We start from the raw sequence: 24,556 nt of genomic DNA on the forward strand, positions 1-24,556 counted from the left end.
GGCGGCCGAGGCGGGCTTCGGCGCCGGCCGGATGGGCGCGAACATCGGATTACGCGCAGCGGCAGTGGAATTCGCGGCGGGCGCGAGGGCGCTCGAGGGTTCGGGAGCCGGCACCGCCGCAGGCGCGGCTGGAGCGGGAGTGTCGGCCACCGGACGCGCGGCCACCGGTTGAGCGGTCACCCGGGGTGCCGACGCGACCGCAGCGGGACCCGGATCCTTCGCCGCCGCGCCGTCGGCAGGCTGCTGGCCGACCACCCAGATCAGCGCGCCCACCGCCGCGACGGCGATCGCCGTCGAGACGCCCGCGACGATCCGCGACGGGGTCAGCTGCTGCCGGACCCGGCCGGTGAGCGGCGTCGCCTGCCGGATCGGCTCGGTTGCCTCGTCGTCCATCTGATACCTCGACTCGTTGCGATCGGTCGTGCCCCGGGGTCGCGTGGGACGACACCGCACCCGGCAACGTATCACCGCCGAGGGCCGGGTGGACACCTCCATTTCCTTGAATTCGCGAATTCCTCGGCGCGTTCGCACCTCACTCGACCCGAACCGGCGAGTACAGCAAAAGCAAAGCGGCGCCCACCCTTTCGGGTGAGCGCCGCTAAGAGGCTTCCGATCGTCAGTAGGCGAACTACTTGATGATCTTGGTGACCCGGCCGGCGCCGACGGTGCGGCCACCCTCACGGATCGCGAAGCGCAGGCCGTCGTCCATGGCGACCGGCTGGATCAGCTTGACGCTGATGTCGGTGTTGTCACCGGGCATCACCATCTCGGTGCCCTCGGGCAGGGTCACCACACCGGTCACGTCCGTGGTCCGGAAGTAGAACTGCGGACGGTAGTTGTTGAAGAACGGCGTGTGCCGGCCGCCCTCGTCCTTGGACAGGATGTAGACCTGGCCCTCGAAGTCGGTGTGCGGCGTGGTGGTGCCGGGCTTCACGACGACCTGGCCGCGCTCGACGTCCTCGCGCTTGATGCCACGCAGCAGCAGGCCGACGTTGTCACCGGCCTGACCCTGATCGAGCAGCTTGCGGAACATCTCCACACCGGTGACCGTGGTCTTGGTGGTGGTCGTCTTGATGCCGACGATCTCCACTTCCTCGTTCACGTTGACCACGCCGCGCTCCACACGACCGGTGACCACGGTGCCGCGGCCGGTGATCGTGAAGACGTCCTCGACGGGCATCAGGAACGGCTTCTCGGTCTCGCGGACCGGGTCCGGGATGGACTCGTCGACGGCGGCCATCAGCTCGACGATCGACTCGACCCACTTCTCGTCGCCCTCGAGCGCCTTGAGCGCCGAGACGCGAACGACCGGGGCGTCCTCGTCGAAGTCCTGTGCGGCCAGCAGCTCGCGGACCTCCATCTCGACGAGCTCGATGAGCTCCTCGTCGTCGACGGCGTCGGCCTTGTTCAGGGCGACCAGGATGTAGGGCACGCCGACCTGGCGGGCCAGCAGCACGTGCTCACGCGTCTGCGGCATCGGACCGTCGGTCGCGGCGACCACGAGGATCGCGCCGTCCATCTGGGCGGCACCGGTGATCATGTTCTTGATGTAGTCCGCGTGGCCGGGAGCGTCCACGTGCGCATAGTGGCGCTTCTCGGTCTGGTACTCCACGTGGGAGATGTTGATCGTGATACCGCGCTGCCGCTCTTCAGGCGCATTGTCGATCTGGTCGAATGCGCGCGACTCGTTCAAATCGGGATACTTGTCGTGCAGAACCTTGGTGATTGCTGCAGTAAGCGTCGTCTTGCCGTGGTCAACGTGACCGATGGTCCCGATGTTGACGTGCGGCTTCGTCCGCTCGAACTTCGCCTTCGCCACTTCTGTGTCCTCCTGGACTTGTTGGTGCTTTGGTTAAAGCAGGTTGGTTTCTTCAGTTGTGGTCCGCGAAGACCGACAGGTCAGACTACTGACCGGTCGCCTTCGCGATGATCTCCTTCGACACGTTCGCCGGAACCTCGGCGTACGAGTCGAACACCATGGAGTAGTTCGCCCGGCCCTGGGTCTTCGACCGCAGGTCGCCGACATAGCCGAACATCTCCGACAGCGGTACTTGCGCCTTCACGACGCGCGCACCGGAGCGCTCCTCCATGGCCTGGATCTGACCACGGCGGGAGTTCAGGTCGCCGATCACCTCACCCATGTAGTCCTCGGGTGTGGTCACCTCGACCGCCATGATCGGCTCGAGAATCGTCGGCTGTGCAGCCTGGGCCGCCTTCTTGAGCACCTGCGAGCCGGCGACCTTGAAGGCCATTTCCGACGAGTCGACCTCGTGGTAGGCGCCGTCGAGCAGCGTCACCTTCAGGTTGACCAGCGGGTAGCCGGCCAGCACGCCGTACTGCATGGCGTCCTGGGCGCCCGCGTCCACCGATGGGATGTACTCGCGGGGGATGCGGCCACCGGTGACCTTGTTCTCGAACTCGTAGGTGGCACCGTCCTCGCCGGTGAACGGCTCGATGGAGATGAGCACCTTCGCGAACTGGCCGGAGCCACCCGTCTGCTTCTTGTGGGTGAACTCGACCTTGTCGACCGCGCGCTTGATGGTCTCCTTGTAGGCGACCTGCGGCTTGCCGACGTTGGCCTCGACCTTGAACTCGCGCTTCATGCGGTCGACCAGGATGTCGAGGTGCAGCTCGCCCATGCCGCCGATGACGGTCTGGCCGGTCTCCTGATCCAGGTGCACCTTGAAGGTCGGATCCTCCTCGGCCAGCTTCTGGATCGCGGTGCCCAGCTTCTCCTGGTCGCTCTTGGTCTTGGGCTCGATGGCCACCTCGATCACCGGATCGGGGAAGGTCATCGACTCGAGCACGACCTGGTGATTCGAATCGCTCAGGGTGTCACCGGTGGTGGTGTCCTTGAGGCCGATCACCGCGTAGATGTGCCCGGCGGACGCCGTCTCGACCGGGTTCTCCTTGTTCGAGTGCATCTGGAACAGCTTGCCCAGCCGCTCCTTCTTGCCCTTGGTCGCGTTGATGACCTGCGAGCCGGAGTCGACCTTGCCCGAGTACACCCGGACGTAGGTCAGCTTGCCGAAGAACGGGTGCGTGGCGACCTTGAAGGCCAACCCGGAGAACGGCTCCTCGGTGGACGGCTTGCGGACGATCTCCTCGTCCTCCTTGCCGGGCGCGTGGCCGACGGCAGGCGGGACGTCCAGCGGCGACGGGAGGTAGTCGATCACCGCGTCGAGCATGGGCTGCACGCCCTTGTTCTTGAACGCGCTGCCGCACAACACCAGGTAGGCCTGCGAGCTGATGGTCAGCTTGCGCAGTGCACCCTTGACCTCGTCGATGGACAGTTCCTCGCCACCGAAATACTTCTCGAGCAGCGCCTCGTCGGTCTCGGCGACGGCCTCGAGCAGCTTGGTGCGGTACTCGTCGGCCCGCTCCTGGAGATCGGCCGGGATGTCGATGGTCTCGTAGGTCTCACCGAGCTTGGTCTCGCCACGCCACACCTTGGCGTTCATCTCGACCAGGTCGACGACGCCCTCGAATTCGCCCTCGGAGCCGATCGGGATCTGGATCGGGATCACATTGGCGCCGAGGCGGTCCTCCATGGTCTTGACCGAGAAGTAGAAGTCCGCGCCGATCTTGTCCATCTTGTTGACGAAGCAGATGCGGGGAACGTCGTACTTGTCGGCCTGACGCCAGACCTGCTCGGACTGGGGCTCCACGCCCTCCTTGCCGTCGAAGACGGCCACGGCACCGTCGAGCACGCGCAGGCTGCGCTCCACCTCGACGGTGAAGTCGACGTGCCCGGGGGTGTCGATGATGTTGATCTGGTTGTCTTTCCAGAAGCAGGTGGTGGCCGCGGAGGTGATGGTGATCCCCCGCTCCTGCTCCTGCTCCATCCAGTCCATGGTGGCGGCGCCGTCGTGCACCTCACCGATCTTGTAGCTGATACCGGTGTAGTAGAGGATGCGCTCGGTCGTCGTCGTCTTACCGGCGTCGATGTGCGCCATGATGCCGATGTTGCGGACCTTGGTCAGGTCGGTCAACACGTCCTTCTGTGCCACAGAAGTCTTCTCTTTCGCTTGCGTGGTGGGTGTCTGTTCAGTGCGCCGGACCGCATCGCTGCCGCCCGGGGGCGGCTCCGGAGTGCCGCCGGCGCGTTAGGTCACCAGCGGTAGTGCGCGAAGGCCCGGTTCGCCTCGGCCATCTTGTGGGTGTCTTCCCGTCGCTTGACGGCGGCACCCAGGCCGTTGCTGGCGTCGAGGATCTCGTTCGCCAGGCGCTCGACCATGGTCTTCTCACGACGCTGCTTGGAGAAGCTGACCAGCCAGCGCAGCGCCAGCGTGACCGACCGCTCCGGCCGGACCTCGACGGGCACCTGGTAGGTGGCGCCACCGACGCGACGGCTGCGGACCTCGAGTGCGGGCTTGACGTTGTCCATCGCCCGCTTGAGGGTGACCACAGGATCGGTGCCGGTCTTGTCGCGAGCCTGTTCGAGCGCACCATAAACAATGCGTTCTGCCAGCGATTTCTTCCCGTCCAGCAGCACCTTGTTGACCAGCTGGGTGACCAGCTGCGACCCGTAGACCGGGTCGTTGACCAACGGACGCTTGGGCGCGGGTCCCTTGCGTGGCATCAGCTCTTCTCCTTCTTGGCGCCGTAACGGCTGCGGGCCTGCTTGCGGTTCTTCACGCCCTGGGTGTCGAGCGAGCCGCGGATGATCTTGTAACGCACACCCGGAAGGTCCTTCACACGACCGCCGCGCACCAGCACCATCGAGTGCTCCTGCAGGTTGTGGCCCTCGCCCGGGATGTAGGCGGTGACCTCGACCGCGCTGGTCAGCTTGACGCGCGCGACCTTCCGAAGCGCCGAGTTCGGCTTCTTCGGGGTGGTCGTGTACACGCGGGTGCACACGCCGCGGCGCTGCGGGCTGCCCTTGAGGGCCGCGGTCTTGACCTTGGCGATCTTGTCGCGGCGACCCTTGCGGACCAGCTGGTTGATGGTTGGCATGTACCGGCTTCCTGTGTTCGTTCTCGGTTCGATCTCAGTGCTTCGTTTTCAAGTCTCTGTACTGCAGTTTCGCCACGCTCGCCCACCCCGCGACCGGGCGTGTCGCACGCGCTCGCACCGGAGGGATTCCGATGCGTGTTAGACATGCGAATTGGCCCGGCGTGCGGGCATGCGAACACCGCATGCGCCTCTATGGGCCAGGCACGGTCTCCCACGATACCAGGGTGGCCCGCGCCGAACCAAAACGTGTCCGGAGCCCACGCATCAGCCGGATCTTCGCGAACGCCGCGGCCTTACCGCAGGTCAGCGCCTACCCCGGAGCGGAGCTCCATTCCGGAGGCCAGCCGCAGCACCATGTCGGTGAACACGGTGTCGGTGTCGATGCCGCGCATGACGCCCGTCATCTCCAACAGTACGAAGCCGTGCATCGCCGACCAGAACTCCAGTGCGGCGTAGAACGCGTCCTCGCCTTCGAGGCCGTAGGACGCCAGCACCTCGATCACCGGGGCGGCGGCCGCCCTGGTCGCCTCGGTGAACTCCGGGTCGTCGCCGCCGAGCGGCATCCGGGTGAAGGCGGAGTACCGGCCGGGGTGGTGGTGGGCGTAGCTGCGGTAGGCGCTCGCCATCGCCATCACGGCGTCGTCGCGGGTGCGGCCCTGACCGACGGTGTTGAGCATGTCGATGATGTCACCGACCACCCGCATCCGGACCGTGCGCCGCAGGTCGTCGAGGCTGTGCACGTGGTTGTACAGCGACGGCCCCTTGGTGCCGAGCTGGTTGGCTAGGGCGTTGATGGTCAGTGAGTCCCAGCCGTCGCGGTCCAGGAATGTCAGCGCCGCGTTGACGATGGCGTCGCGGCTCAGCCGCGCGGCGCGGGCCGGCGGGCGCGATCGGCCGCCCGCCGATTGCGGTTCCGGCCGACCTGCCATCTGTTTCAATCCCCTCCGACTCGCATGCGGCCCCGCAAAAGGGGGCAGCGCGAAACTAACACCTCTAGTTTCGACTGGTCAGTTGACTCGCTGCTGGCTGAGCTCGGCGAGTCGCTCGGTGATCTCGCACAGGTCGGGCAGCGTGGCCGGGTTCATGGTCTGGATCGACCAGGTGATGACGTCCCTGCCCTTGGCCACGTAGATGCTGCAGGCGTTGTCGTCGGCGGCCCGGAAGCCCTTGTTGCCGTCGAGCGTCAACTCGGTCAGGCTGCGGCCGGCGCGCTGTTCGAGGGTGCGCTCGGTGTCCATGTCGCTGCCCCGGTACCACCAGGTGGAGATGCCCATCCCTACGCCGAAGGTGCCGATCACCGAGTTCTCCTGCCAGAAGCAGCCGGCATCGCCCTCGACCACCTTGGTGAACAGCGACGCCCCTGTCGCCTCGGTGACGTCGGCGTCGGTGATGCCGTTGCACGCACCGCCGCGGAAGCCGCCGTCGGTGGAGGTCGGCGACGCAGCGGGCGGGTCGGCCTGCTCGGCGTCACCACAGCCGGTCAGTACGGAGGCGGCCAGCACCGCGACCGCGGCCGGCGCGGCCCACACCTTGGAGATCGTGGTCATGGTCGGCGTCTCACATGTCCGACGACAGCGTGGCCGTGAGGAGTTTCTGGGCGTCCGTGCAGGGGTCGCCGTCGGCCTGGTCGCGCAGCTGCACCCACCAGCTCAGCACACCGGTGCCCGCGGCCGCGGTCGCCGAACAGGCCGCGCCGGTGGTGTCGCGGCGCGCGAGGAAGGCCTGGTGCCGCTCCACCAGTACGTCGGTGATGTCGGCATCGCGCTGTTCGGCCACCTGGCGCTCGCGGTCCAGCGTGCCGGTCTCGAACCACGAGTACGTGACGTCGAGCATCGCCGAGCCGCGGGACAGTACGTACTGGCACACCGCGCCGCTGTAGGGCCGCGTCACGTTCTCGGCGCCGAGCGTCTCCTGGATCGAGGTGTCCAACAGCAGCCCACAGCGGTCCTCGATGTAGCCGTAGCTGCGGTCGGGGTCCGGGACGCCGGGCATGGCCCGCTCGGCGCTGCCGGTCACGGTCTGCGCGCAGCCGGCGGCAACGGTCATCGCGGTGACCGCCGCAGCCGTCGCCGCCACAACAGGATTGACACGCCGTCGCATCGCACCAACACGCTACCCAGCGCGGACGCCGTACGCGACCCGGGCTTGCGGCCCTGCGCTCGACGGTGCCGCCCCGAAGCGGCGAAGCACTGCCGCGAACCACGGCGAGCGACGTACGCTTCCCCCATCGGGGTTCGGACAGCGGTGGGTGAAGCGAAGGGGACGGGCGTGGGAGCAGTCGCGGTGGGCCGGGTTCTGGCGTCATGCCTCGTCGTGATCCCGCTCGCGGTCGCGGCCGGTGGCGGCGTCGCACAGGCCAAGAACGGCGACACCCATATCAACGGGATAGGCGTCGAACGGACACTGGACTGCAACGACTCGACGCTGCACGTGATGGGCAGCGGCCACAGGATCACCGCGCTGGGCAGCTGCTGGGCGGTGACCGTGCAGGGTTCGGGCAACATCGTTGTCGCCGACAACGTCGTCAACGACATCACCGTCTACGGCTGGGACCAGACCGTCTTCTTCAAGAATGGCGAGCCCGTGCTGTGGGACCGCGGGCGCGAGCTGGGGATGACCAACCGCCTCAGCCGCGTGCCGGCCTGATAATTCTCATCACCTCTCGACGGGAGAAGCGAGGAATCATGCGCGCGTATTTCACCGGGCCCGCGGTGGCCACCGTCGCCGTGGCGGCAGCACTCGGACTGGCCGGCTGCGGTTCGGAGAGCTCGGACACCACCACACCGACGGCGACGGCAGGCAGTTCGGGCGCACAGGTCGAGATCGGCAACACCATCAACTACGGCTCGATCGGCAACACCGCCGACGTCGACTGCGCTGACGGGAAGTCACTCAACGTCGGCGGCTCGAACAACACGCTGACGGTGAAGGGCACCTGCTCGAACGTCAACATCGGCGGCACCGACAACACGATCAACTTCGAGCGGGTCGACAAGGAGATCAGCGTCGTCGGGTTGAACAACACGATCACCTATAAGGACGGCGAGCCGAAGATCAACGACACCGGGTCGAACAACAAGATCGACAAGGGCTGACCTCGCGGAGGTCGCTCAGGCGCCTGCGCCGTGGCGGCCGGCGCCCGCGGCGAACCTGCTGGCGCCCTCGAGCGCCTCGTGCTTCACCCGGGAAATGCTGGCGAACTCGTAATCCATTGCGGCGGAATCTGATTCGCCCCACTGATGCAGCGCCGAAAGCCGGTCCGAGCGCATGCACTGCTGTGGCAGCGCGGCCAGTTCGGCGGCCAGTTCCTCGGCCCGCCTGCGCCCCTCGCCCTTCGGCACCACCCGGTTGGCGAGGCCGATCGCGTACGCCTCGTCGGCGGTCACCGCACGCCCGGTCAGGATGAGGTCCATCGCCCGGCTGTGGCCGATCAGCCGAGGCAACCGGACGGTGCCGCCGTCGATCAGCGGCACTCCCCAGCGCCGGCAGAACACGCCCATCACGGCGTCCTGCTCGACCACCCGAAGGTCGCACCACAGCGCGAGTTCGAGCCCACCCGCGACGGCGTGACCGCTGATCGCCGCGATCACCGGCTTGCTCAACTCCATCCGCGTCGGCCCCATCGGCCCCGGTCCGGTGCGGTGCACGGGGTTGGCGTCCGGGGTGCCGAAGGCCTTGAGATCCGCTCCCGCGCAGAACGTTCCGTTCTCGCCGTACAGCACTGCCACCGAGGCCGACTCGTCGCGGTCGAATTCGTCGAAGGCCGTGAACAGCGCCTCGGCGGTGGGCCTGTTGACCGCGTTGCGCGCCGCGGGCCGGTCGATGATGACGGTGGTGACCGGGCCGTCGCGCTCCACCCGTACCGGTGCTGTCATGGCTTCTCCTCAGTTCGGCGTTGCTTCGGTCACTGCGACGTCACCCCGGCGTCGTCACGGCGCGCGGCGAGTTCGGCAGCGAATTCCCGGTAGGCCACCCGCAGCGCGGCCCCCGGCCATCCGGTGGGCAGCAGTTCCGCGGGCAGCACCGGATCGGTGAGCAGATGCCGCACGATCGCGGCGGCCGTCAGGAAGCGCGCGGGAACGTCTGCGGCCGCGTCGATCTCGGCGACCAGCCGGCGCCCGGTCGCCGACCAGGCGGGCAGGTCCCACAGCAGCGCGGCCAGGGCGCCGGGGTCGTCGTCGTGGGCACGCAGCACGCGGGTGCGTTCCCCGACCTCGGCGGGCAGGTCCACGTCGAGGTTGTCGGGACGCAGCCACACGCCTTCGCGTAGTTCGCCGAACCGGTTGTCGTGCAGGGTGCTGCGCAGCGCGGCGCGGGTCCGCGCGTCGGTGCCGACGCTCGTCACCACCAAGGTGGTCCACGCGCCGTCCCAGGGTCGCACCCGCGGATCGATCGCGGCGTCCTGGCGGCGCTGGCGGGCCAGCAGCCGGTCCGCCAGCCGGTAGCCGTCCTCGGATCGCACCAGGTCGCCCGCGGTGACCATCCGGGTGAGCGCGACCCGCACGGTCGATTCGCGGATGTCGAAATCGCCGGTCAGCCGGACCAGTTCGGCCGCGGTCGCCCAGGCCGGGTGGGCGCCCAGCAGCACGCTGAGCACCACGGACCGGGCAGTCATCCGCGACAGGCCGTCCTGCACGGTCACACCCCGGAGGCCTTGCGGCCGTGATCGCCGAACGGTTCGTCCCGGTGGCGGACCGCCTCGCGGAATCCGTTATCGCGGGCATCGGCGACGAACGCGTGCCCCTCGGGGGTGTGCCGGGCGATCCCGTCGAACACCGTGCTGACCATCCTGCTGGTGGCGATCCCCTGCTGCAGCAGGGCGCTGTTCATCGCGAGCTTGACCATGATGAGCTGGTTGACCGGCACCGCGGCGATCCGCTCGACGAGCCGTTCGGTGCGTTCGTCGAGATCCTGCGGGTCGGGCGCCTCCACGGCGAGGCCCCACTCGGCTGCCTGCGCGCCGGTGATGCAGTCCCCGGTCAGCAGAAGGCGTTTGGCGCGCTGATCGCCGAGGCGATGTGCCCACATCCCAGCGGCGGGCACACCCCACACCCGGGTGGGCGGATAGCCGATCTTCGCGTCGGATGCGGCGATCACCTGATCGGCGTGCAGCGCGATGTCGGTGCCGCCCGCCACGCAGTAGCCGTGGATCTTCACCACGGTCGGCTTGTCGCAGTGCAGCAGGCTGGAGAAGCCACGGACGAAGCGGCTCATCATCTGGTAGTCGACCATCGGGTCCCACGGCTGGTCCGGCAGGTGGTTGACGGCCTGGGTTCTGCCCGAGAGCACCGTGTCGCGGTACGGGCTGCCGCCGCCGGCCGACGACGAGCCCTCGGCGTAGGCGCTGAGATCGAAACCGGCGCAGAACCCTTCGCCGCGACCGGACACCAGGATCACGTGCACCGCGGGGTCGAGGTCGGCCCGCTCGACGAGCGCGGAGAGTTCGAGCGGGGTGTCCGCGACGATCGCGTTGCCCTTCTCCGGCCGGTTAAAGGTGATGCGGGCGACGCGTCCGGTCACCTCGTAGGTCATGGTCTTGAGGTCGTCGAAGTCGACGGGCCTGATCGCGTGCGTCATCCCTTGACCATCGCGCGCTCGAGGATCGGCGCGAGATCCAGTCCGGTGGGCAGCGTGCCGAAGGCGCCACCCCACTGCCCGCCGAGCCTGCTGGCCAGGAACGCCTCGGCCACGACCGGATGGCCGTGACGCACCAGCAGTGCGCCCTGCAGCGCCAGCGCGATGTCCTCGGTGACCTTGCGGCCGCGGTACTGGATGCTCTCGAGATCGCCCAGGTCACGCTGTAGCGCGGCGACGTGCCGGTCCAGGCGTGGGTCGTGGCCGGCGGTGCGGGCGAGCTCGTCGAACAGCACCTCGACGCTTTCGGGCCGGGTTGCCATGGCGCGCAACGTGTCCAGCGCGCTGACGTTGCCCGAGCCCTCCCAGATGCCCATCAGCGGGGCCTCGCGGTAGAGCCGCGGCATACCGGATTCCTCGACGTAGCCGTTGCCTCCGAGGCACTCCATCGCCTCCGCGGCGTGCGGCGTCGCGCGCTTGCACACCCAGTACTTGGCGGCGGCCAGACCGATGCGCCGCAGCAGCGTCTCGCGTTGGTCACCGCGCACCGCGTGATCGGTGGCACCGGCCATCCGCATGGCCAGCATGGTGGCGGCCTCGGCCTCGACGGCCAGGTCGGCGAGCACGTTGCGCATCAGCGGCTGGTCGATCAGGTACGCGCCGAACGCCTTCCGGTGCTGGGCGTGGTGGATGGCGCGGGTCAGGCCGGTGCGCATGCTGGTGGCACTGCCCAGGGTGCAGTCAAGCCGCGTCAGGTTGACCATCTCGATGATGGTCGGCACCCCGCGGCCCTCCTCGCCGACCAGCCAGGCGGTCGCACCGTCGTATTCGACCTCGCTCGACGCATTGGCGTGGTTGCCGAGTTTGTCCTTGAGCCGCTGCAGGAACATTCGGTTGCGCGTGCCGTCGGGCAGGATCCGCGGCAGGAAGAAGCAGGACAATCCGTTGGGAGCCTGCGCGAGCACCAAGAACACGTCGCACATCGGCGCCGAGGTGAACCACTTGTGGCCGCGCAGCGAGTAGGTGCCGTCACCGTTGGGCGTCGCCTCGGTGGTGCCGGCACGCACGTCGGAGCCGCCCTGCTTCTCGGTCATCGACATGCCGGCGGTGATGCCGGCCTTGGCGGTCGGCAGCGTCAGCTCGGGGTCGTAGACCCTGCTGGTCAGCAGCGGCTCGTAGACCGCGGCCAGTTCGGGGTTGAACCGCAGTGCGGGCACCACCGCGTAGGTCATCGAGATCGGGCAGATGTGGCCGGGTTCGGGCGTCCACACCGAGGTCTTCGCCGCACGCACGACATGCGCGCCGGGGCGGTCGTCGGCCCAGGGTGCGGCGTGCAGGCCGTGGCCCACCGCGACGGTCATCAACTCGTGGTACGCCGGGTCGTACTCGACCTCGTCGACACGGTGGCCGTACCGGTCGTGGGTGTGCAGCACCGGACGGTTCCGGTCGGCCAGTTCACCCCAGCGCTGCGCCCGGGCGGTGCCCGAGAGCGCGCCGAGTTCGGTCACCTCGTCGACACCCCACTCCCCGCCCTCGCGGATCAGGGCCTCCTGGAGCACCGGTGCGCCCGCGGGATTGTGGTCGAGCAGGGTTGGCACCTGATTGGTGACGACGTGCGTATCTGCCATGCCCCGATATTACAGTTTCACGACAGTCGCACAATAGCCGTAACACGGCTATTTGCCGCGACCACGCGCCGTCGTCGACTGGTCGGCCGACCGCACGCTGTTCAGTACCGACTGGCCCTGCTGGTCGATGAGTCTGGTGAAGACCTGCTGGGCGTAACCGAACACCAGTCCCCAGGCGAGGATCTGGGCGGACGTGTCGAGTGCGTTGAGGCCGGGCACGAACTGCCCGCGCATCAGCAGCAGGCCGAGGAACGCGGTGAGCGCGCCGGTCGGCAGCTTGAGCGCCGCCAGCGCGACCGGGATGCCGTACCGCTCGGACGAGCCCTTCACGTGGCTGATGGCGGCCGCGGATGCGATCGCGGCGGCGGTCAGACCGATGAGTTCGACGACGATCAGGTCCCAGCGGGTGGTGGTTCTCGCCACCATGACGTCGATGTCCTCGCCTTTCGGCTCTGCCGGCTGCTGGGCGGTGAACGGCGCCGACTGATTGGTGGGGCACACCACCGTGGTCTGGTTGGTCTCCTCGGGCGAGAAGCAGAGCGGGATCAGGTTCTGGGCGAAGACGCCGATGAGCGCCACCCCGATCGCCAGCAGCGTCAGCAGTACCGTCGTGACCACCACGATGTTGCGGAAGCTGCGCAGCCGCAGGTCTTCTCGCAGCGCCTCCGAACTCGCCGCCCGGACGGTGGTGACGATCTTGTTGCGGTCCTCGCTGAAAGGCTCGGGTCGGTCCCCGGCGCCCGCGGCCCGGACGGCGCTCAGTTGCTCGGCGATCCGCTCGACCTCCTGCCTGCCCGGGTCGGACGATCGGAGGTGGCGTTGCACGTGCCGCAGCAGCGACGGCATCTGCCCGGCGACGTAGCTGGCCGGCGCGAGGTTCAGCAACTGCGCCTCCGCCGCGTCGAGGTTGCTCATCGCCCGTTCGAGCAAGGGCCCGTTGCGGCGCGGCCGCCACCGCTTCCCGTCGTCGGGCGATCTGCCCTCCGCGGCGTCCCGGGCCGCGCGCAGGTGACACTTGATGGCCTCGGCGAGCAGTCCGTCGACCGGCCCCGTGGCGTTCAGCATCATCCAATCGCACAGCGTCTCGAGTTCGTAGGCCCTGGTCAGAGTTCCTTCACGCCAGCTGACACGGACCGGACCACCGACCCGGCGAAGCACATCGATGTCCGGCGCCGGGATCGGCACGGCCGAGATGGCAGTCATCGGGTCACGGCAGGAACGAGACGACGGCGTTGTTTCCGCCACGGCAGGTGATGACGCCGTCGCGGCTCTGCACGCACGCCATGGTGTACGTCTGATGCGTCGCGGGGCTGAAGGCCTGGATCTCGCCTTCGACGAACGGCGCGCTGAACCACGCGGCCCGCACATTCGCGGCGAACTCACACGAGGTGCTCGGGCTGACGAACAGCCCGTCGCCGCACGTCTTGTCCTCGCCGTTGTGCAATGTGAGGCCCAGCCGGACCAGCACCTCGGGCCCGGCGACGCCGTCGTCGTCGAGTCCGGACCGGCGCTCGAACTCGCGCACCACGGCCTCGGTCTTCGGGCCGAAGTCGCCGTCGGTGGCGAGTTTCGAATACGCCGGATAATCGCGGTTGAACCGCGCCTGCATCTGCCGGACATCCTCGCCCCGGTCGCCGATGCGTAGAACGGTCGCCGTGATGGTCATGATGTGCTCCCCCCGTGTGGTGTCGAACCGTATGGGGGGAGCGTAAATTCGGCGCGGCCGGAGAAGGCGGGTAGTCGCCTACCCCTTTGCCTGTGACGACGAATTCATTTCGCGTGCGGCCCGCCATGCGTCGAAGCGATTGAGGGCGAAGATCACGAGCGCGGCGAACGCCCAGCCGAGCAGGATGTCGACGACGTAGTGCTCAGCGGTGTAGACGAGTGTGAATGCCATGGTCAGCACGTAGGCGACCAGCAGTGGCCGCCAGCCGCGGTGCACCCGGTGCCACAGGAACGCCGCGATGGCGGCCGTCATGCCGGCGTGCAGCGACGGGATGGCCGCCACCAGGTTCACGCTGGCCTGGCCGGCGTCGAGCAGGGCGGTGGCCGAGTGCAGGTCCAGCGCGCCCCACCCGCGCCCGACGATTCGTTCCACCCAGGGGTGGGCGCCGTCCTGGCTGGACTGCATCGCTCCGAGCACGCCGCCGTCGGGCACGCCGCGCGCCGACCGGAACATGCACCTCGGATCGGACGGCCCACCGGAGACGTCGGTGGCAGTGCAGCGCGCCGCGGCCCACGGCGGCGCAGCGGGGACGAGTACGTAGACGATCAGCGCGGCGAAGTTCAGGCCGACGAACATCCGCACGAACGCCTTCCATTCGTCCCTGTTGCGCAGCCACAGCACTGCCGCCACGACGTAGGGAAGGATGAAGAACGACATGTAGACCGAGCTGAGGATTACTTCCCACCACGGCGGCGTCGGCTGCTTGAGCTGTTCCTGTAGCCACACGGTCGGCATGGTTCCGAAGAACATCCACCGGTCCGCGTCGGCCGGCCAGTGCCACAGGGTGGGCCGGCCGACCAGCGTGGCCGCTCCCCTGCTCAGGTCGTAGGCCAGCAGCACCACCGCGAACGGCAACCAGTCGCGCAGGACGTAGAGCATCCGCCTGCCCCGGCCGATGCTCGCCGCCAGCAGACCGGTGGCGATGTAGAGCAGCAGCAGTTCCCGGTTGAAGGCGAAGCCGTCGGTCACCGTCCGGTACACCACGACGGCCGCCCAGACGACGACCGCCACCCAGCGCAGGATCCGGAGTCTCCGCGCGCGCAGATCGGGAGTGTCGTCGTCGTCGACGTGCGTCAGCGCAATCGACGACTGGTCGGTTGCGGTCACATAGGCCTTTCTGACGCCGGTCGGATTCCCGGCGACAGCCTAGTTAACCTTCGCGCCACCCGGCGTTCGAGGCGGGTTCGCTTACCGAAGTGTGATTCAGCCGACGTGTTCGCGCAGGAACGCGATGTCGTCCTTGCGGCCCTCGTCGGCGGTCTCGCAGATCACGGGCGCGTCGGCGGCCTTGACCACCGCGGCGAGCAGCTGCGGGTCGATCTGGCCGGTCCCGAAGTTGGCGTGCCGGTCGGCGCCCGAGCCTGCGGCGTCCCGAGAGTCGTTGCAGTGCACCAGGTCAATGTGGCCGGTGATGGCCTTGATCCGGTCGACGGCGTCGATCAGCGCCTCACCCGCCGCCCACGCGTGGCAGGTGTCGAGGCAGAAGCCGATGCCCTTGTCGCCGATCCGGTCCCACAGCCGGGCGATGGTGTCGAAGTGGCGGGCCATCGCGTGGTCGCCGCCGGCGGTGTTCTCCAGGTAGACCGCGACGTCGGTCTCGAGGTAGTCCAGCGCCTTGGCCCAGCGCTCGAAGCCCGCCTCCATGTCGTTGTCGTCGGCGTGGCCGCCGTGCACGATCACCGCGGTCGCGTTGATCTCCGCAGCCGCGTCGCAGGTGTCCTGCAGGATCTTGCGCGACGGGATCCGCACCCGGTTGTTCGCCGATGCCACGTTGATCAGGTACGGCGCGTGCACGTACAGCGGGATGGTCGACGCCTTGAGCACGTCGGCGTCCTCGCGCGGCTTCGGTTTCTTCCAGCTCTGCGGGTTGCCGAGGAAGAACTGCACCGCGTCGGCGCCGTCGGCCTGGGCGTCTGCGAGCGGATCGTCACCGTGAACATGGGAACCGATAAGCACGGAGGCCAGTCTAGGCGCGGGGTCCGACGCTCCCAGTTGCCGAGTAGCCGCTCGCATTAGCCGAGCCGTGCGGTCACCGTCGCCAGCACCTGCTCCGCCGCGCCGTAGAACGCGCCGAGGTGCGTCTGCCCGGGGATCTCGTCGAACGTCGCACCCACCGCCGCGACGTCGGCGCGCACGTGCGGCACGATCCAGTCCCGGGAGCCGACGTAGTAGATCGCCGGACAGGTGACCGAGGCGGGGTCGACGTAGCGGGTGGGGGTCATCGATCCGGCGACGGCCGCGGCGACGGCCTGCGCATCGTTGTCGGCCTCCATCATCGCCATGAACGCGGTGTCGGTCACCCCGAAGGCCCGCCACACCGCGGCCCAGTCACCCGCGCGCAGATGCTCCGCAAGCGGCGTCAGCGTGCGGGTGACCTCGTCGCGGTGGGCATGCATGGCGAAGCCGCCGACCACCAGCCCCTCCACCCGCGCGGGGTGGCGGCTCGCCATGCTGCAGGCCCAGCCACCCGCCCCTCGAATACCCCCAGACCGTCGCCCGGTCGACGCCTTCGGCGTCGAGCACCGCGACCAGGTCGGCGGTCACGCCGTCCGCTCGATAGTCGTCGGGATCGTGCGGCCGGTCGCTTCCGCCGTGACCGAGCGGGTCGACGTTGATCACCCGCCGGCTGCCGGCGAGTGCGGCCATGTAGCCGGCGTCCGCCCAGTGCCGGGCCGCCATCATCGTTCCCGCCACGAGCATCAACGGCGGGCCGTCGCCGGTCACGGTGTAGTGGATCCCGAATCCGCGCGACGTCGTCCGCATGGCGTCGAGTGTCGCCGCGTCGCACCCGATCCGGGGCCGGACACGCACACGAAAAAGCCCCCGCTGATGAGCGGGGGCTTCTCCGTTGTGGAACTACTACCGGTAGTCGCTGTATCCGTAATCGTCCAGCGGCACCGCGGCACCGGTCGCCTGGCCGAAGTCCGGGCTGTAGTACTGATCCTCGTAGGACGGGATCGTGTACGCGGCAGCCCGCGCCTCCTCGGTCGGCTGAACCTGGATGTTGCGGTACCGGTTGATGCCGGTACCCGCCGGGATCAGCTTGCCGATGATCACGTTCTCCTTCAGACCCTGCAGCTTGTCGCTGCGGCAGTTGATCGCCGCATCGGTCAGCACGCGGGTGGTCTCCTGGAACGACGCCGCCGACAGCCACGAATCCGTGGCCAGCGATGCCTTCGTGATACCCATCAGCACCGGACGGCCGGCCGCGGGCTCAGCACCCTCGGCCACCACGCGACGGTTCGCCGACTCGAACTCGGCACGCTCGGTGAGCGAACCGGGCAGGAACTCCGTGGCTCCCGAGTCGATGATGGTCACGCGACGCAGCATCTGGCGAACGATCACCTCGATGTGCTTGTCGTGGATCGACACACCCTGTGCGCGGTACACCTCCTGCACCTCGTTGACGAGGTGGACCTGCACCGCACGCGGGCCTTCGACACGAAGCACCTCGTGCGGATCGGCCGAACCCTCCATCAGCTGCTGGCCGACCTCGACGTGGTCGCCGTCGGACAGCGGACGCTCGGAGCCGTCCTCGTGCTTGAACACCCGCAGGCGCTGGCGACGCGGCAACTTCTCGTAGACCACTTCCTCGCTGCCGTCATCCGGCACGACCGTGATCTTGTAGAACTTGTCGGTCTCCTCGAGCTGCACCCGGCCGGTGACGTCCGCGATCGGCGCCTTGTTGCGCGGCACGCGGGCCTCGAACAGCTCCTGGACACGCGGCAGACCACCGGTGATGTCGCCACCGACACCACCCTGGTGGAACGTGCGCATCGTCAGCTGCGTGCCGGGCTCACCGATGGACTGCGCGGCCACGATGCCGACGGCCTCGCCGATGTCCACCAGCTTGCCGGTGGCCATGGAGCGGCCGTAGCAGGTCGCACACACGCCGGTGCCGGTGCCACAGGTCAGCACGGAGCGGACCTTGACGTCGGTGATACCCGCCGCGAGCAGCGCGTCGATCGCCGGATCGCCCAGATCATGCCCACGCTCGACGACCACGTTGCCGTTCTCGTCGACCGCGTCGGTGGCCAGGGTCCGTGCGAACGCACTGGTCTCGACGTGCGCGTCACGCACCAGCGATCCGTCGGCCAGCCGCTCGGCGATCGTGACGTTGATGCCACGCTCCGTGCCGCAGTCCTCCTCACGCACGATGACGTCCTGGCTGACGTCCACCAGACGACGGGTCAGGTAACCCGAGTCGGCGGTACGAAGAGCGGTGTCCGCCAGACCCTTACGGGCGCCGTGGGTGTTGATGAAGTACTCCAGCACCGTCAGGCCCTCGCGGAACGAGGACTTGATCGGCCGCGGGATGAACTCACCCTTCGGGTTGGTCACCAGACCCTTCATGCCGGCCAGGTTGCGCACCTGCGTCATGTTGCCGGTCGCACCCGACTTGGGCAGCAGCGTGATGGGGTTGTCGTCTGGATAGTGCTCCTCCAGCGCCTTACCCACCTCGTCGGTGGCCTCCTGCCAGATGCGCACCAGCGACTCGCGGCGTTCCTCGGGGTTCAGCGCGCCACGCTGGTACTTCTTCTCGATGCCGTCGGCTTCCCGCTCATACCGGTCGAGGATCTCGGCCTTCTGCGGCGGAACCAGCACGTCGGCCATCGACACGGTGACACCCGAACGGGTGGCCCAGTAGAAGCCGGCGTCCTTGAGCTTGTCGACGGTCTGCGCGACCACGATCATCGGGTAGCGCTCGGCCAGATCGTTGACGATGCGGGCCTGGACCTTCTTGTGCATCTGCTCGTTGACGAACGGATAGCCCAGCGGCAGCAGCTCGTTGAACAGCACCCGGCCCAGCGTGGTCTCGGCCGTCCAGGCGTCACCGGGCTTCCACCCGGCGTCGCCGAACAGCTCGGCCTCGGCCTCGGCCGACGGACGCTGCTGCGTCAGCCGGACGCGGATCTTGGCCCGCACGCTCAGCGCACCACGGTCGAGGGCCATGATGGCCTCGGCCGGCGAGCTGTACACACCGAACTCCGGCCGATCCTTGGCGGCCGCGACGTATTCGCCGGTGTCGCCGGGGATCTCCGTGGTCAGGAAGTACAGACCGGTCACCATGTCGAGACGCGGCATGGCCAGCGGCCGTCCCGACGCGGGCGACAGGATGTTGTTCGAGGACAGCATCAGGATGCGGGCCTCGGCCTGCGCCTCCGCCGACAGCGGAAGGTGCACGGCCATCTGGTCACCGTCGAAGTCGGCGTTGAACGCCTCACAGACCAGCGGGTGCAGCTGGATGGCCTTGCCCTCCACCAGCTGCGGCTCGAAGGCCTGGATACCGAGGCGGTGCAGCGTCGGTGCGCGGTTCAGCAGCACCGGGTGCTCGCCGATGACCTCTTCGAGGACATCCCACACCTGGGGACGCTGACGCTCGACCATGCGCTTGGCGCTCTTGATGTTCTGCGCGTGGTTCAGGTCGACCAGACGCTTCATCACGAACGGCTTGAACAGCTCGAGCGCCATCAGCTTCGGCAGACCGCACTGGTGCAGCTTGAGCTGCGGACCGACCACGATGACCGAACGGCCCGAGTAGTCGACGCGCTTGCCGAGCAGGTTCTGGCGGAACCGGCCCTGCTTGCCCTTGAGCAGATCGGACAGCGACTTGAGCGGACGGTTGCCCGGTCCGGTGACCGGACGGCCGCGGCGGCCGTTGTCGAACAGCGCGTCCACCGACTCCTGGAGCATCCGCTTCTCGTTGTTGACGATGATCTCGGGCGCGCCCAGATCGATCAGTCGCTTCAACCGGTTGTTGCGGTTGATCACGCGGCGGTACAGGTCGTTGAGGTCCGAGGTGGCGAAGCGGCCACCGTCGAGCTGCACCATCGGGCGCAGCTCCGGCGGGATCACCGGGACGGCGTCGAGCACCATGCCCAGCGGCGAGTTCCGGTTGGACTGGAACGCCGCGACCACCTTGAGCCGCTTCAGGGCGCGAAGCTTCTTCTGCCCCTTGCCGTTCTTGATGGTGTCCCGCAGCGAGTCGGCCTCGGCGTCGATGTCGAAGTTCTCGATGAGCTTCTTGATCGACTCCGCACCCATGGCGCCCTGGAAGTACTCGCCGTAGCGGTCGACGATCTCGCGGTAGAGGTTCTCGTCGACGATCAGCTGCTTGGGCGCCAGCTTGGTGAAGGTGGTCCAGATCTCGTCGAGCCGGTCCAGCTCACGCTGGGCCCGGTCACGCAGCTGACGCATCTCGCGCTCGCCGCCGTCGCGCACCTTGCGGCGCACGTCGGACTTGGCACCTTCCTTCTCCAACTCGGCCAGGTCGGCCTCGAGCTTTTGCGCCCGGGCCTCCAGGTCGGCGTCACGCTGATCCTCGACGGACTTCTTCTCGACGACCATCTCGGCCTCGAGCGTCGAGAGCTCGTTGTGGCGCATCTCGGTGTCCACCGCGGTGATGACGTAGGCGGCGAAGTAGATGATCTTCTCGAGATCCTTCGGCGCCAGGTCCAGCAGGTAACCCAAGCGCGACGGAACGCCCTTGAAGTACCAGATGTGCGTGACCGGTGCGGCCAGCTCGATGTGACCCATCCGCTCGCGGCGCACCTTGGCACGGGTCACCTCGACACCGCACCGCTCACAGATGATGCCCTTGAAGCGGACGCGCTTGTACTTACCGCAGTAGCACTCCCAGTCGCGAGTAGGTCCGAAGATCTTCTCGCAGAACAGGCCGTCCTTCTCAGGCTTCAGCGTGCGGTAGTTGATGGTCTCCGGCTTCTTGACCTCGCCGTAGGACCACTGACGGATGTCGTCGGCGGTGGCAAGGCCGATGCGGAGCTCATCGAAGAAGTTGACGTCTAGCACGTAACTCCCTTTCCCCTTTCGGGACTAGAAAAAATGACCAGCTGTTAAGCGAGATCCTCGACGGATGCGGATTCGTTGCGCGACAGGTTGATTCCCAGATTCGCCGCAGCGCGTTCCAGATCCTCGTCGTCGCTGTCGCGCATCTCGATCGCAGTGCCCTCACTGGAGAGCACCTCGACGTTGAGGCACAGCGACTGCAGTTCCTTGAGAAGCACCTTGAACGACTCCGGAATGCCCGGCTCGGGGATGTTCTCGCCCTTGACGATCGCCTCGTAGACCTTGACCCGGCCGACGGTGTCGTCGGACTTGATGGTCAAGAGCTCCTGCAGCGTGTACGCCGCGCCGTAGGCCTGCATGGCCCAGCACTCCATCTCGCCGAACCGCTGCCCACCGAACTGCGCCTTACCGCCCAGCGGCTGCTGGGTGATCATCGAGTACGGACCGGTGGAACGGGCGTGGATCTTGTCGTCCACGAGGTGGTGCAGCTTCAGGATGTACATGTAGCCGACCGTGACCGGATACGGGAACGGCTCGCCGCTGCGGCCGTCGTACAGCACGGCCTTGCCCTGTCCGTCGACCATCACGTCGCCGTCCCGGTTGGGCAGCGTCGAGGCCAGCAGACCCTCGAGCTCGTTCTCGCGGGCACCGTCGAACACCGGAGTGGCGACGATGCTGTCCGCGGGAGCCGAGTGCAGCTCCTCGGGCAGCTTGTCCGCCCAGTCCGGCACGGCGGCGCCGGAGCCGTCGGCGACCTGGATGTTCCAGCCCGCCTTGGCGACCCAGCCCAGGTGCGTCTCGAGGATCTGGCCGATGTTCATCCGTCGCGGCACACCGTGCGTGTTCAGGATGATGTCGACCGGCGTGCCGTCCGGAAGGAACGGCATGTCCTCGATCGGCAGGATCTTGCCGATGACGCCCTTGTTGCCGTGGCGTCCGGCGAGCTTGTCACCGTCGGAGATCTTGCGCTTCTGGGCCACGTAGACGCGGACCAGCTCGTTGACGCCGGCGGGCAGCTCGTCGTCATCCTCGCGCGAGAACACGCGGATACCGATGACCTTGCCGGACTCACCGTGCGGCACCTTGAGCGACGTGTCGCGGACCTCGCGCGCCTTCTCACCGAAGATCGCGCGGAGCAGCCGCTCCTCCGGGGTCAGCTCGGTCTCACCCTTGGGCGTGACCTTGCCGACCAGGATGTCGCCGTCGCGGACCTCGGCGCCGATGCGGACGATGCCGCGCTCGTCGAGATCGGCCAGCACCTCGTCGGAGACGTTCGGGATGTCCCGGGTGATCTCCTCGGCGCCCAGCTTGGTGTCGCGGGCATCGATCTCGTGCTCTTCGATGTGGATCGAGGTGAGCACGTCCTCTTCGACCAGACGGTTGCTGAGGATGATCGCGTCCTCGTAGTTGTGGCCCTCCCACGGCATGATCGCGACGAGCAGGTTCTTGCCCAGCGCCATCTCACCGTTCTGGGTGCACGGACCGTCGGCGACCACCTGGCCGGACTCGACCCGCTGCCCGGCGTCCACGATGGGGCGCTGGTTGGCGCACGTGCCGTGGTTGGACCGCGCGAACTTGCGCATCCGGTAGGTCTTGCGGCTGCCGTCGTCGGCCATCACGGTGATGTAGTCGGCCGACACCTCCTCGACCACGCCCGCCTTCTCGCTGACGACGACGTCGCCGGCATCGATGGCGGCACGCAACTCCATACCGGTACCCACCAGCGGTGCCTCGCTGCGCACCAGCGGAACCGCCTGGCGCTGCATGTTGGCACCCATCAAGGCACGGTTGGCGTCGTCGTGCTCGAGGAACGGGATCATGGCCGTGGCCACCGACACCATCTGGCGCGGCGAGACGTCCATGTAGTCGACCTCGGTCGCCGAGACGAACTCGACCTCGCCGCCCTTCCGGCGGACCAGGACGCGCTCCTCGGAGAAGCGGCCGTTGTCATCGGTCGGCGAGTTGGCCTGCGCCACGACGTGGCGGTCCTCCTCGTCGGCGGTGAGGTAGTCGATCTGGTCGGTGACCACACCGTCGGAGACCTTGCGGTACGGCGTCTCGATGAAGCCGAACGGGTTGACCCGCGCGTACACCGACAGCGAACCGATCAGGCCGATGTTCGGACCCTCAGGCGTCTCGATCGGGCACATCCGGCCGTAGTGGCTGGAGTGCACGTCGCGGACCTCGAGGCCGGCGCGCTCACGGGACAGACCACCCGGGCCCAGCGCCGACAGGCGACGCTTGTGGGTCAGACCCGACAGCGGGTTGTTCTGGTCCATGAACTGCGACAGCTGCGACGTGCCGAAGAACTCCTTGATCGCCGCCACGACCGGGCGGATGTTGATCAGGGTCTGCGGCGTGATCGCCTCGACGTCCTGCGTGGTCATCCGCTCGCGGACGACACGCTCCATGCGGGACAGGCCGACCCGGATCTGGTTCTGGATCAGCTCACCCACGGTGCGCAGCCGGCGGTTACCGAAGTGGTCGATGTCGTCGACCTCGACGGGCACCTCGACGCCACCGGGCACCGTCATCGTGGTCTGGCCCTCGTGCAGCCGGACCAGGTACTCGATGGTGGCGACGACGTCTTCCTCGGTCAGCGTCGTCGAGGACGGCGCACTCGGATTGGCCGTGATGCCGAGCTTCTTGTTGACCTTGTAGCGGCCGACGCGGGCCAGGTCGTAGCGCTTCTCCTTGAAGAACAGGTTCTCCAGCAGGGTCTGCGCGGACTCCTTGGTGGGCGGCTCGCCCGGGCGCAGCTTCCGGTAGATGTCGAGCAGCGCCTCGTCGGTGCCTGCGGTGTTGTCCTTCTCCAGCGTGCTCATCATGATCTCGCTGAAGCCGAACCGCTCGGTGATCTGCTCGTTGGTCCAGCCCAGCGCCTTGAGCAGCACGGTGACGGGCTGACGGCGCTTGCGGTCGATGCGGACGCCGACGGTGTCGCGCTTGTCGACGTCGAACTCCAGCCACGCGCCGCGGCCGGGGATCACCTTGACGCTGTGCAGCGTCTTCTCGGTGGACTTGTCGATCGTCGAGTCGAAGTACACGCCCGGCGAGCGGACCAGCTGGCTGACCACGACACGCTCGGTGCCGTTGATGATGAAGGTGCCCTTCTCCGTCATCATCGGGAAGTCACCCATGAACACCGTCTGGCTCTTGATCTCGCCGGTGTTGTTGTTGATGAACTCGGCCGTGACGAACAGCGGGGCCGCGTACGTCATGTCCTTGTCTTTGCACTCGTCGACCGGCGCCTTGACCTCGTCGAAACGCGGGTCGGAGAACGACAGCGACATGGAGCCGGAGAAGTCCTCGATCGGTGAGAGTTCGGTCAGCACCTCTTCGAGGCCGCCGCTGGGGTTGACGTCGCCGCGTGCTTTTGCGGTCTCGCGCCACCGGTCGGACCCGATGAGCCATTCGAAGGAGTCCGTCTGCACGTCGAGCAGCCCCGGAACCTCGAGAGGCTCGCGGAGCTTGGCGAAGGAAATGCGGTTTGGGGCTCCGGGAACGGAGTTATTGGTGATAGCTTCTGCTGACTTGCTCTGGCTAGAGACTGCCAAGATGCATTCCTTCCAGCACCTCATGCGACTGCCCGAGAGCCGGTGTGCCGGTTCCGTTTGGCCGCGATATCTGCGTCGGTTCGGCTGACTTCAGCCTGTCCGTGCCCCTGAACGGGGACTCTCCGACGCACGGCACGCGACTAGATCACTGAGCGAAACGGGGCTCAGGCCAGGCGGGTGTCAGGTGCAGGTGAGGTGGGCAGGATGCAGCCAGCGCAACGTCCAACAATAGCGCAGGACGGCGCATTCCTCAACAAGCCCATATCCGTCGCATGCTGGGGCTGGCTGGGCGCTGGCTGGCGTCCTCG

General features: G+C 67.6%; 21 protein-coding genes and 1 pseudogene. 2 read left to right on the top strand and 20 right to left on the bottom strand.

Features of this window, described 5'->3' with window-relative positions; translation table 11 throughout:
* From H7I41_RS05930 to H7I41_RS05965, 8 genes and pseudogenes are all read right to left on the bottom strand, one after another.
* Positions 1–393, bottom strand: a pseudogene (locus tag H7I41_RS05930) (hypothetical protein); the annotation flags it as partial.
* 235 nt (positions 394–628) lie between these two features.
* Entirely contained in the window at positions 629–1,819 is a 1,191-nt protein-coding gene (gene tuf, locus H7I41_RS05935; protein ID WP_264011645.1) for an elongation factor Tu, read from the bottom strand.
* Between the two features lie 85 nt (positions 1,820–1,904).
* Entirely contained in the window at positions 1,905–4,010 is a 2,106-nt protein-coding gene (gene fusA / locus H7I41_RS05940; protein ID WP_264011646.1) for an elongation factor G, read from the bottom strand.
* A 101-nt stretch (positions 4,011–4,111) separates the two neighbouring features.
* Positions 4,112–4,582 (bottom strand): 30S ribosomal protein S7, encoded by a 471-nt coding sequence (gene rpsG / locus H7I41_RS05945; protein WP_077077601.1) that lies wholly within the window; start codon positions 4,580–4,582, stop codon positions 4,112–4,114.
* Positions 4,582–4,956 (bottom strand): 30S ribosomal protein S12, encoded by a 375-nt coding sequence (rpsL, locus tag H7I41_RS05950; protein WP_135126427.1) that lies wholly within the window; start codon positions 4,954–4,956, stop codon positions 4,582–4,584. Before rpsL ends, rpsG begins: the two co-directional genes overlap by 1 nt.
* 293 nt (positions 4,957–5,249) lie before the next feature.
* Positions 5,250–5,885, bottom strand: a complete 636-nt coding sequence (locus H7I41_RS05955; RefSeq protein WP_264011647.1) for a TetR/AcrR family transcriptional regulator — start codon at positions 5,883–5,885, stop codon at positions 5,250–5,252.
* A gap of 78 nt (positions 5,886–5,963) precedes the next feature.
* Entirely contained in the window at positions 5,964–6,503 is a 540-nt protein-coding gene (locus H7I41_RS05960) for a DUF3558 domain-containing protein (protein WP_264011648.1), read from the bottom strand.
* Between the two features lie 10 nt (positions 6,504–6,513).
* Positions 6,514–7,056: a DUF3558 domain-containing protein gene (locus tag H7I41_RS05965; protein ID WP_264011649.1), complete on the bottom strand. Its 543-nt coding sequence runs from the start codon at positions 7,054–7,056 to the stop codon at positions 6,514–6,516.
* 168 nt (positions 7,057–7,224) lie between these two features.
* Between H7I41_RS05965 and H7I41_RS05970 the strand changes: the two genes are divergently transcribed.
* Both H7I41_RS05970 and H7I41_RS05975 read left to right on the top strand, forming a co-directional pair.
* Positions 7,225–7,602 (top strand): DUF3060 domain-containing protein, encoded by a 378-nt coding sequence (locus H7I41_RS05970; RefSeq protein WP_264011650.1) that lies wholly within the window; start codon positions 7,225–7,227, stop codon positions 7,600–7,602.
* A 38-nt stretch (positions 7,603–7,640) separates the two neighbouring features.
* Complete coding sequence (locus tag H7I41_RS05975; protein ID WP_264011651.1) at positions 7,641–8,051, top strand: DUF3060 domain-containing protein; 411 nt, start codon at positions 7,641–7,643, stop codon at positions 8,049–8,051.
* 15 nt (positions 8,052–8,066) lie between these two features.
* Here H7I41_RS05975 and H7I41_RS05980 read toward each other — a convergent pair whose 3' ends face one another.
* From H7I41_RS05980 to rpoB, 12 genes are all read right to left on the bottom strand, one after another.
* Positions 8,067–8,831: a crotonase/enoyl-CoA hydratase family protein gene (locus H7I41_RS05980; RefSeq protein ID WP_264011652.1), complete on the bottom strand. Its 765-nt coding sequence runs from the start codon at positions 8,829–8,831 to the stop codon at positions 8,067–8,069.
* Positions 8,832–8,860: 29 nt separating this feature from the next.
* Positions 8,861–9,571: a PaaX family transcriptional regulator C-terminal domain-containing protein gene (locus H7I41_RS05985; protein WP_264011653.1), complete on the bottom strand. Its 711-nt coding sequence runs from the start codon at positions 9,569–9,571 to the stop codon at positions 8,861–8,863.
* 23 nt (positions 9,572–9,594) lie between these two features.
* Positions 9,595–10,533, bottom strand: a complete 939-nt coding sequence (locus tag H7I41_RS05990) for a crotonase/enoyl-CoA hydratase family protein (protein WP_264011654.1) — start codon at positions 10,531–10,533, stop codon at positions 9,595–9,597.
* The gene (locus H7I41_RS05995; RefSeq protein WP_264011655.1) at positions 10,530–12,158 is read right to left on the bottom strand and encodes an acyl-CoA dehydrogenase family protein; all 1,629 of its coding nucleotides are present in this window, start codon (positions 12,156–12,158) and stop codon (positions 10,530–10,532) included. Before H7I41_RS05995 ends, H7I41_RS05990 begins: the two co-directional genes overlap by 4 nt.
* Before the next feature lie 48 nt (positions 12,159–12,206).
* Positions 12,207–13,361 carry a hypothetical protein gene (locus H7I41_RS06000; RefSeq protein WP_264011656.1) on the bottom strand — a complete coding sequence of 385 codons (1,155 nt, stop codon included), beginning with the start codon at positions 13,359–13,361 and terminating at the stop codon, positions 12,207–12,209.
* 4 nt (positions 13,362–13,365) lie between these two features.
* Positions 13,366–13,824, bottom strand: a complete 459-nt coding sequence (locus H7I41_RS06005) for a peptidoglycan-binding domain-containing protein (RefSeq protein WP_264011657.1) — start codon at positions 13,822–13,824, stop codon at positions 13,366–13,368.
* A 78-nt stretch (positions 13,825–13,902) separates the two neighbouring features.
* Positions 13,903–14,991: a phosphatase PAP2 family protein gene (locus tag H7I41_RS06010; RefSeq protein ID WP_264011658.1), complete on the bottom strand. Its 1,089-nt coding sequence runs from the start codon at positions 14,989–14,991 to the stop codon at positions 13,903–13,905.
* Positions 14,992–15,087: 96 nt separating this feature from the next.
* Positions 15,088–15,840 (bottom strand): deoxyribonuclease IV, encoded by a 753-nt coding sequence (locus H7I41_RS06015; RefSeq protein ID WP_264011659.1) that lies wholly within the window; start codon positions 15,838–15,840, stop codon positions 15,088–15,090.
* Between the two features lie 56 nt (positions 15,841–15,896).
* Positions 15,897–16,280, bottom strand: a complete 384-nt coding sequence (locus H7I41_RS06020; protein WP_264011660.1) for a hypothetical protein — start codon at positions 16,278–16,280, stop codon at positions 15,897–15,899.
* Positions 16,213–16,647: an alpha/beta fold hydrolase gene (locus H7I41_RS06025; RefSeq protein ID WP_264011661.1), complete on the bottom strand. Its 435-nt coding sequence runs from the start codon at positions 16,645–16,647 to the stop codon at positions 16,213–16,215. Before H7I41_RS06025 ends, H7I41_RS06020 begins: the two co-directional genes overlap by 68 nt.
* Positions 16,648–16,743: 96 nt before the next feature.
* Complete coding sequence (locus H7I41_RS06030; RefSeq protein ID WP_264011662.1) at positions 16,744–20,694, bottom strand: DNA-directed RNA polymerase subunit beta'; 3,951 nt, start codon at positions 20,692–20,694, stop codon at positions 16,744–16,746.
* A 44-nt stretch (positions 20,695–20,738) separates the two neighbouring features.
* Complete coding sequence (gene rpoB, locus H7I41_RS06035) at positions 20,739–24,272, bottom strand: DNA-directed RNA polymerase subunit beta (protein ID WP_264011663.1); 3,534 nt, start codon at positions 24,270–24,272, stop codon at positions 20,739–20,741.
* Positions 24,273–24,556: the final 284 nt, after the last annotated feature.

Origin of the sequence: [Mycobacterium] manitobense (genome assembly GCF_025821665.1) — a bacterium.
Taxonomy (GTDB): Bacteria; Actinomycetota; Actinomycetes; order Mycobacteriales; family Mycobacteriaceae; genus Mycobacterium; species Mycobacterium arseniciresistens.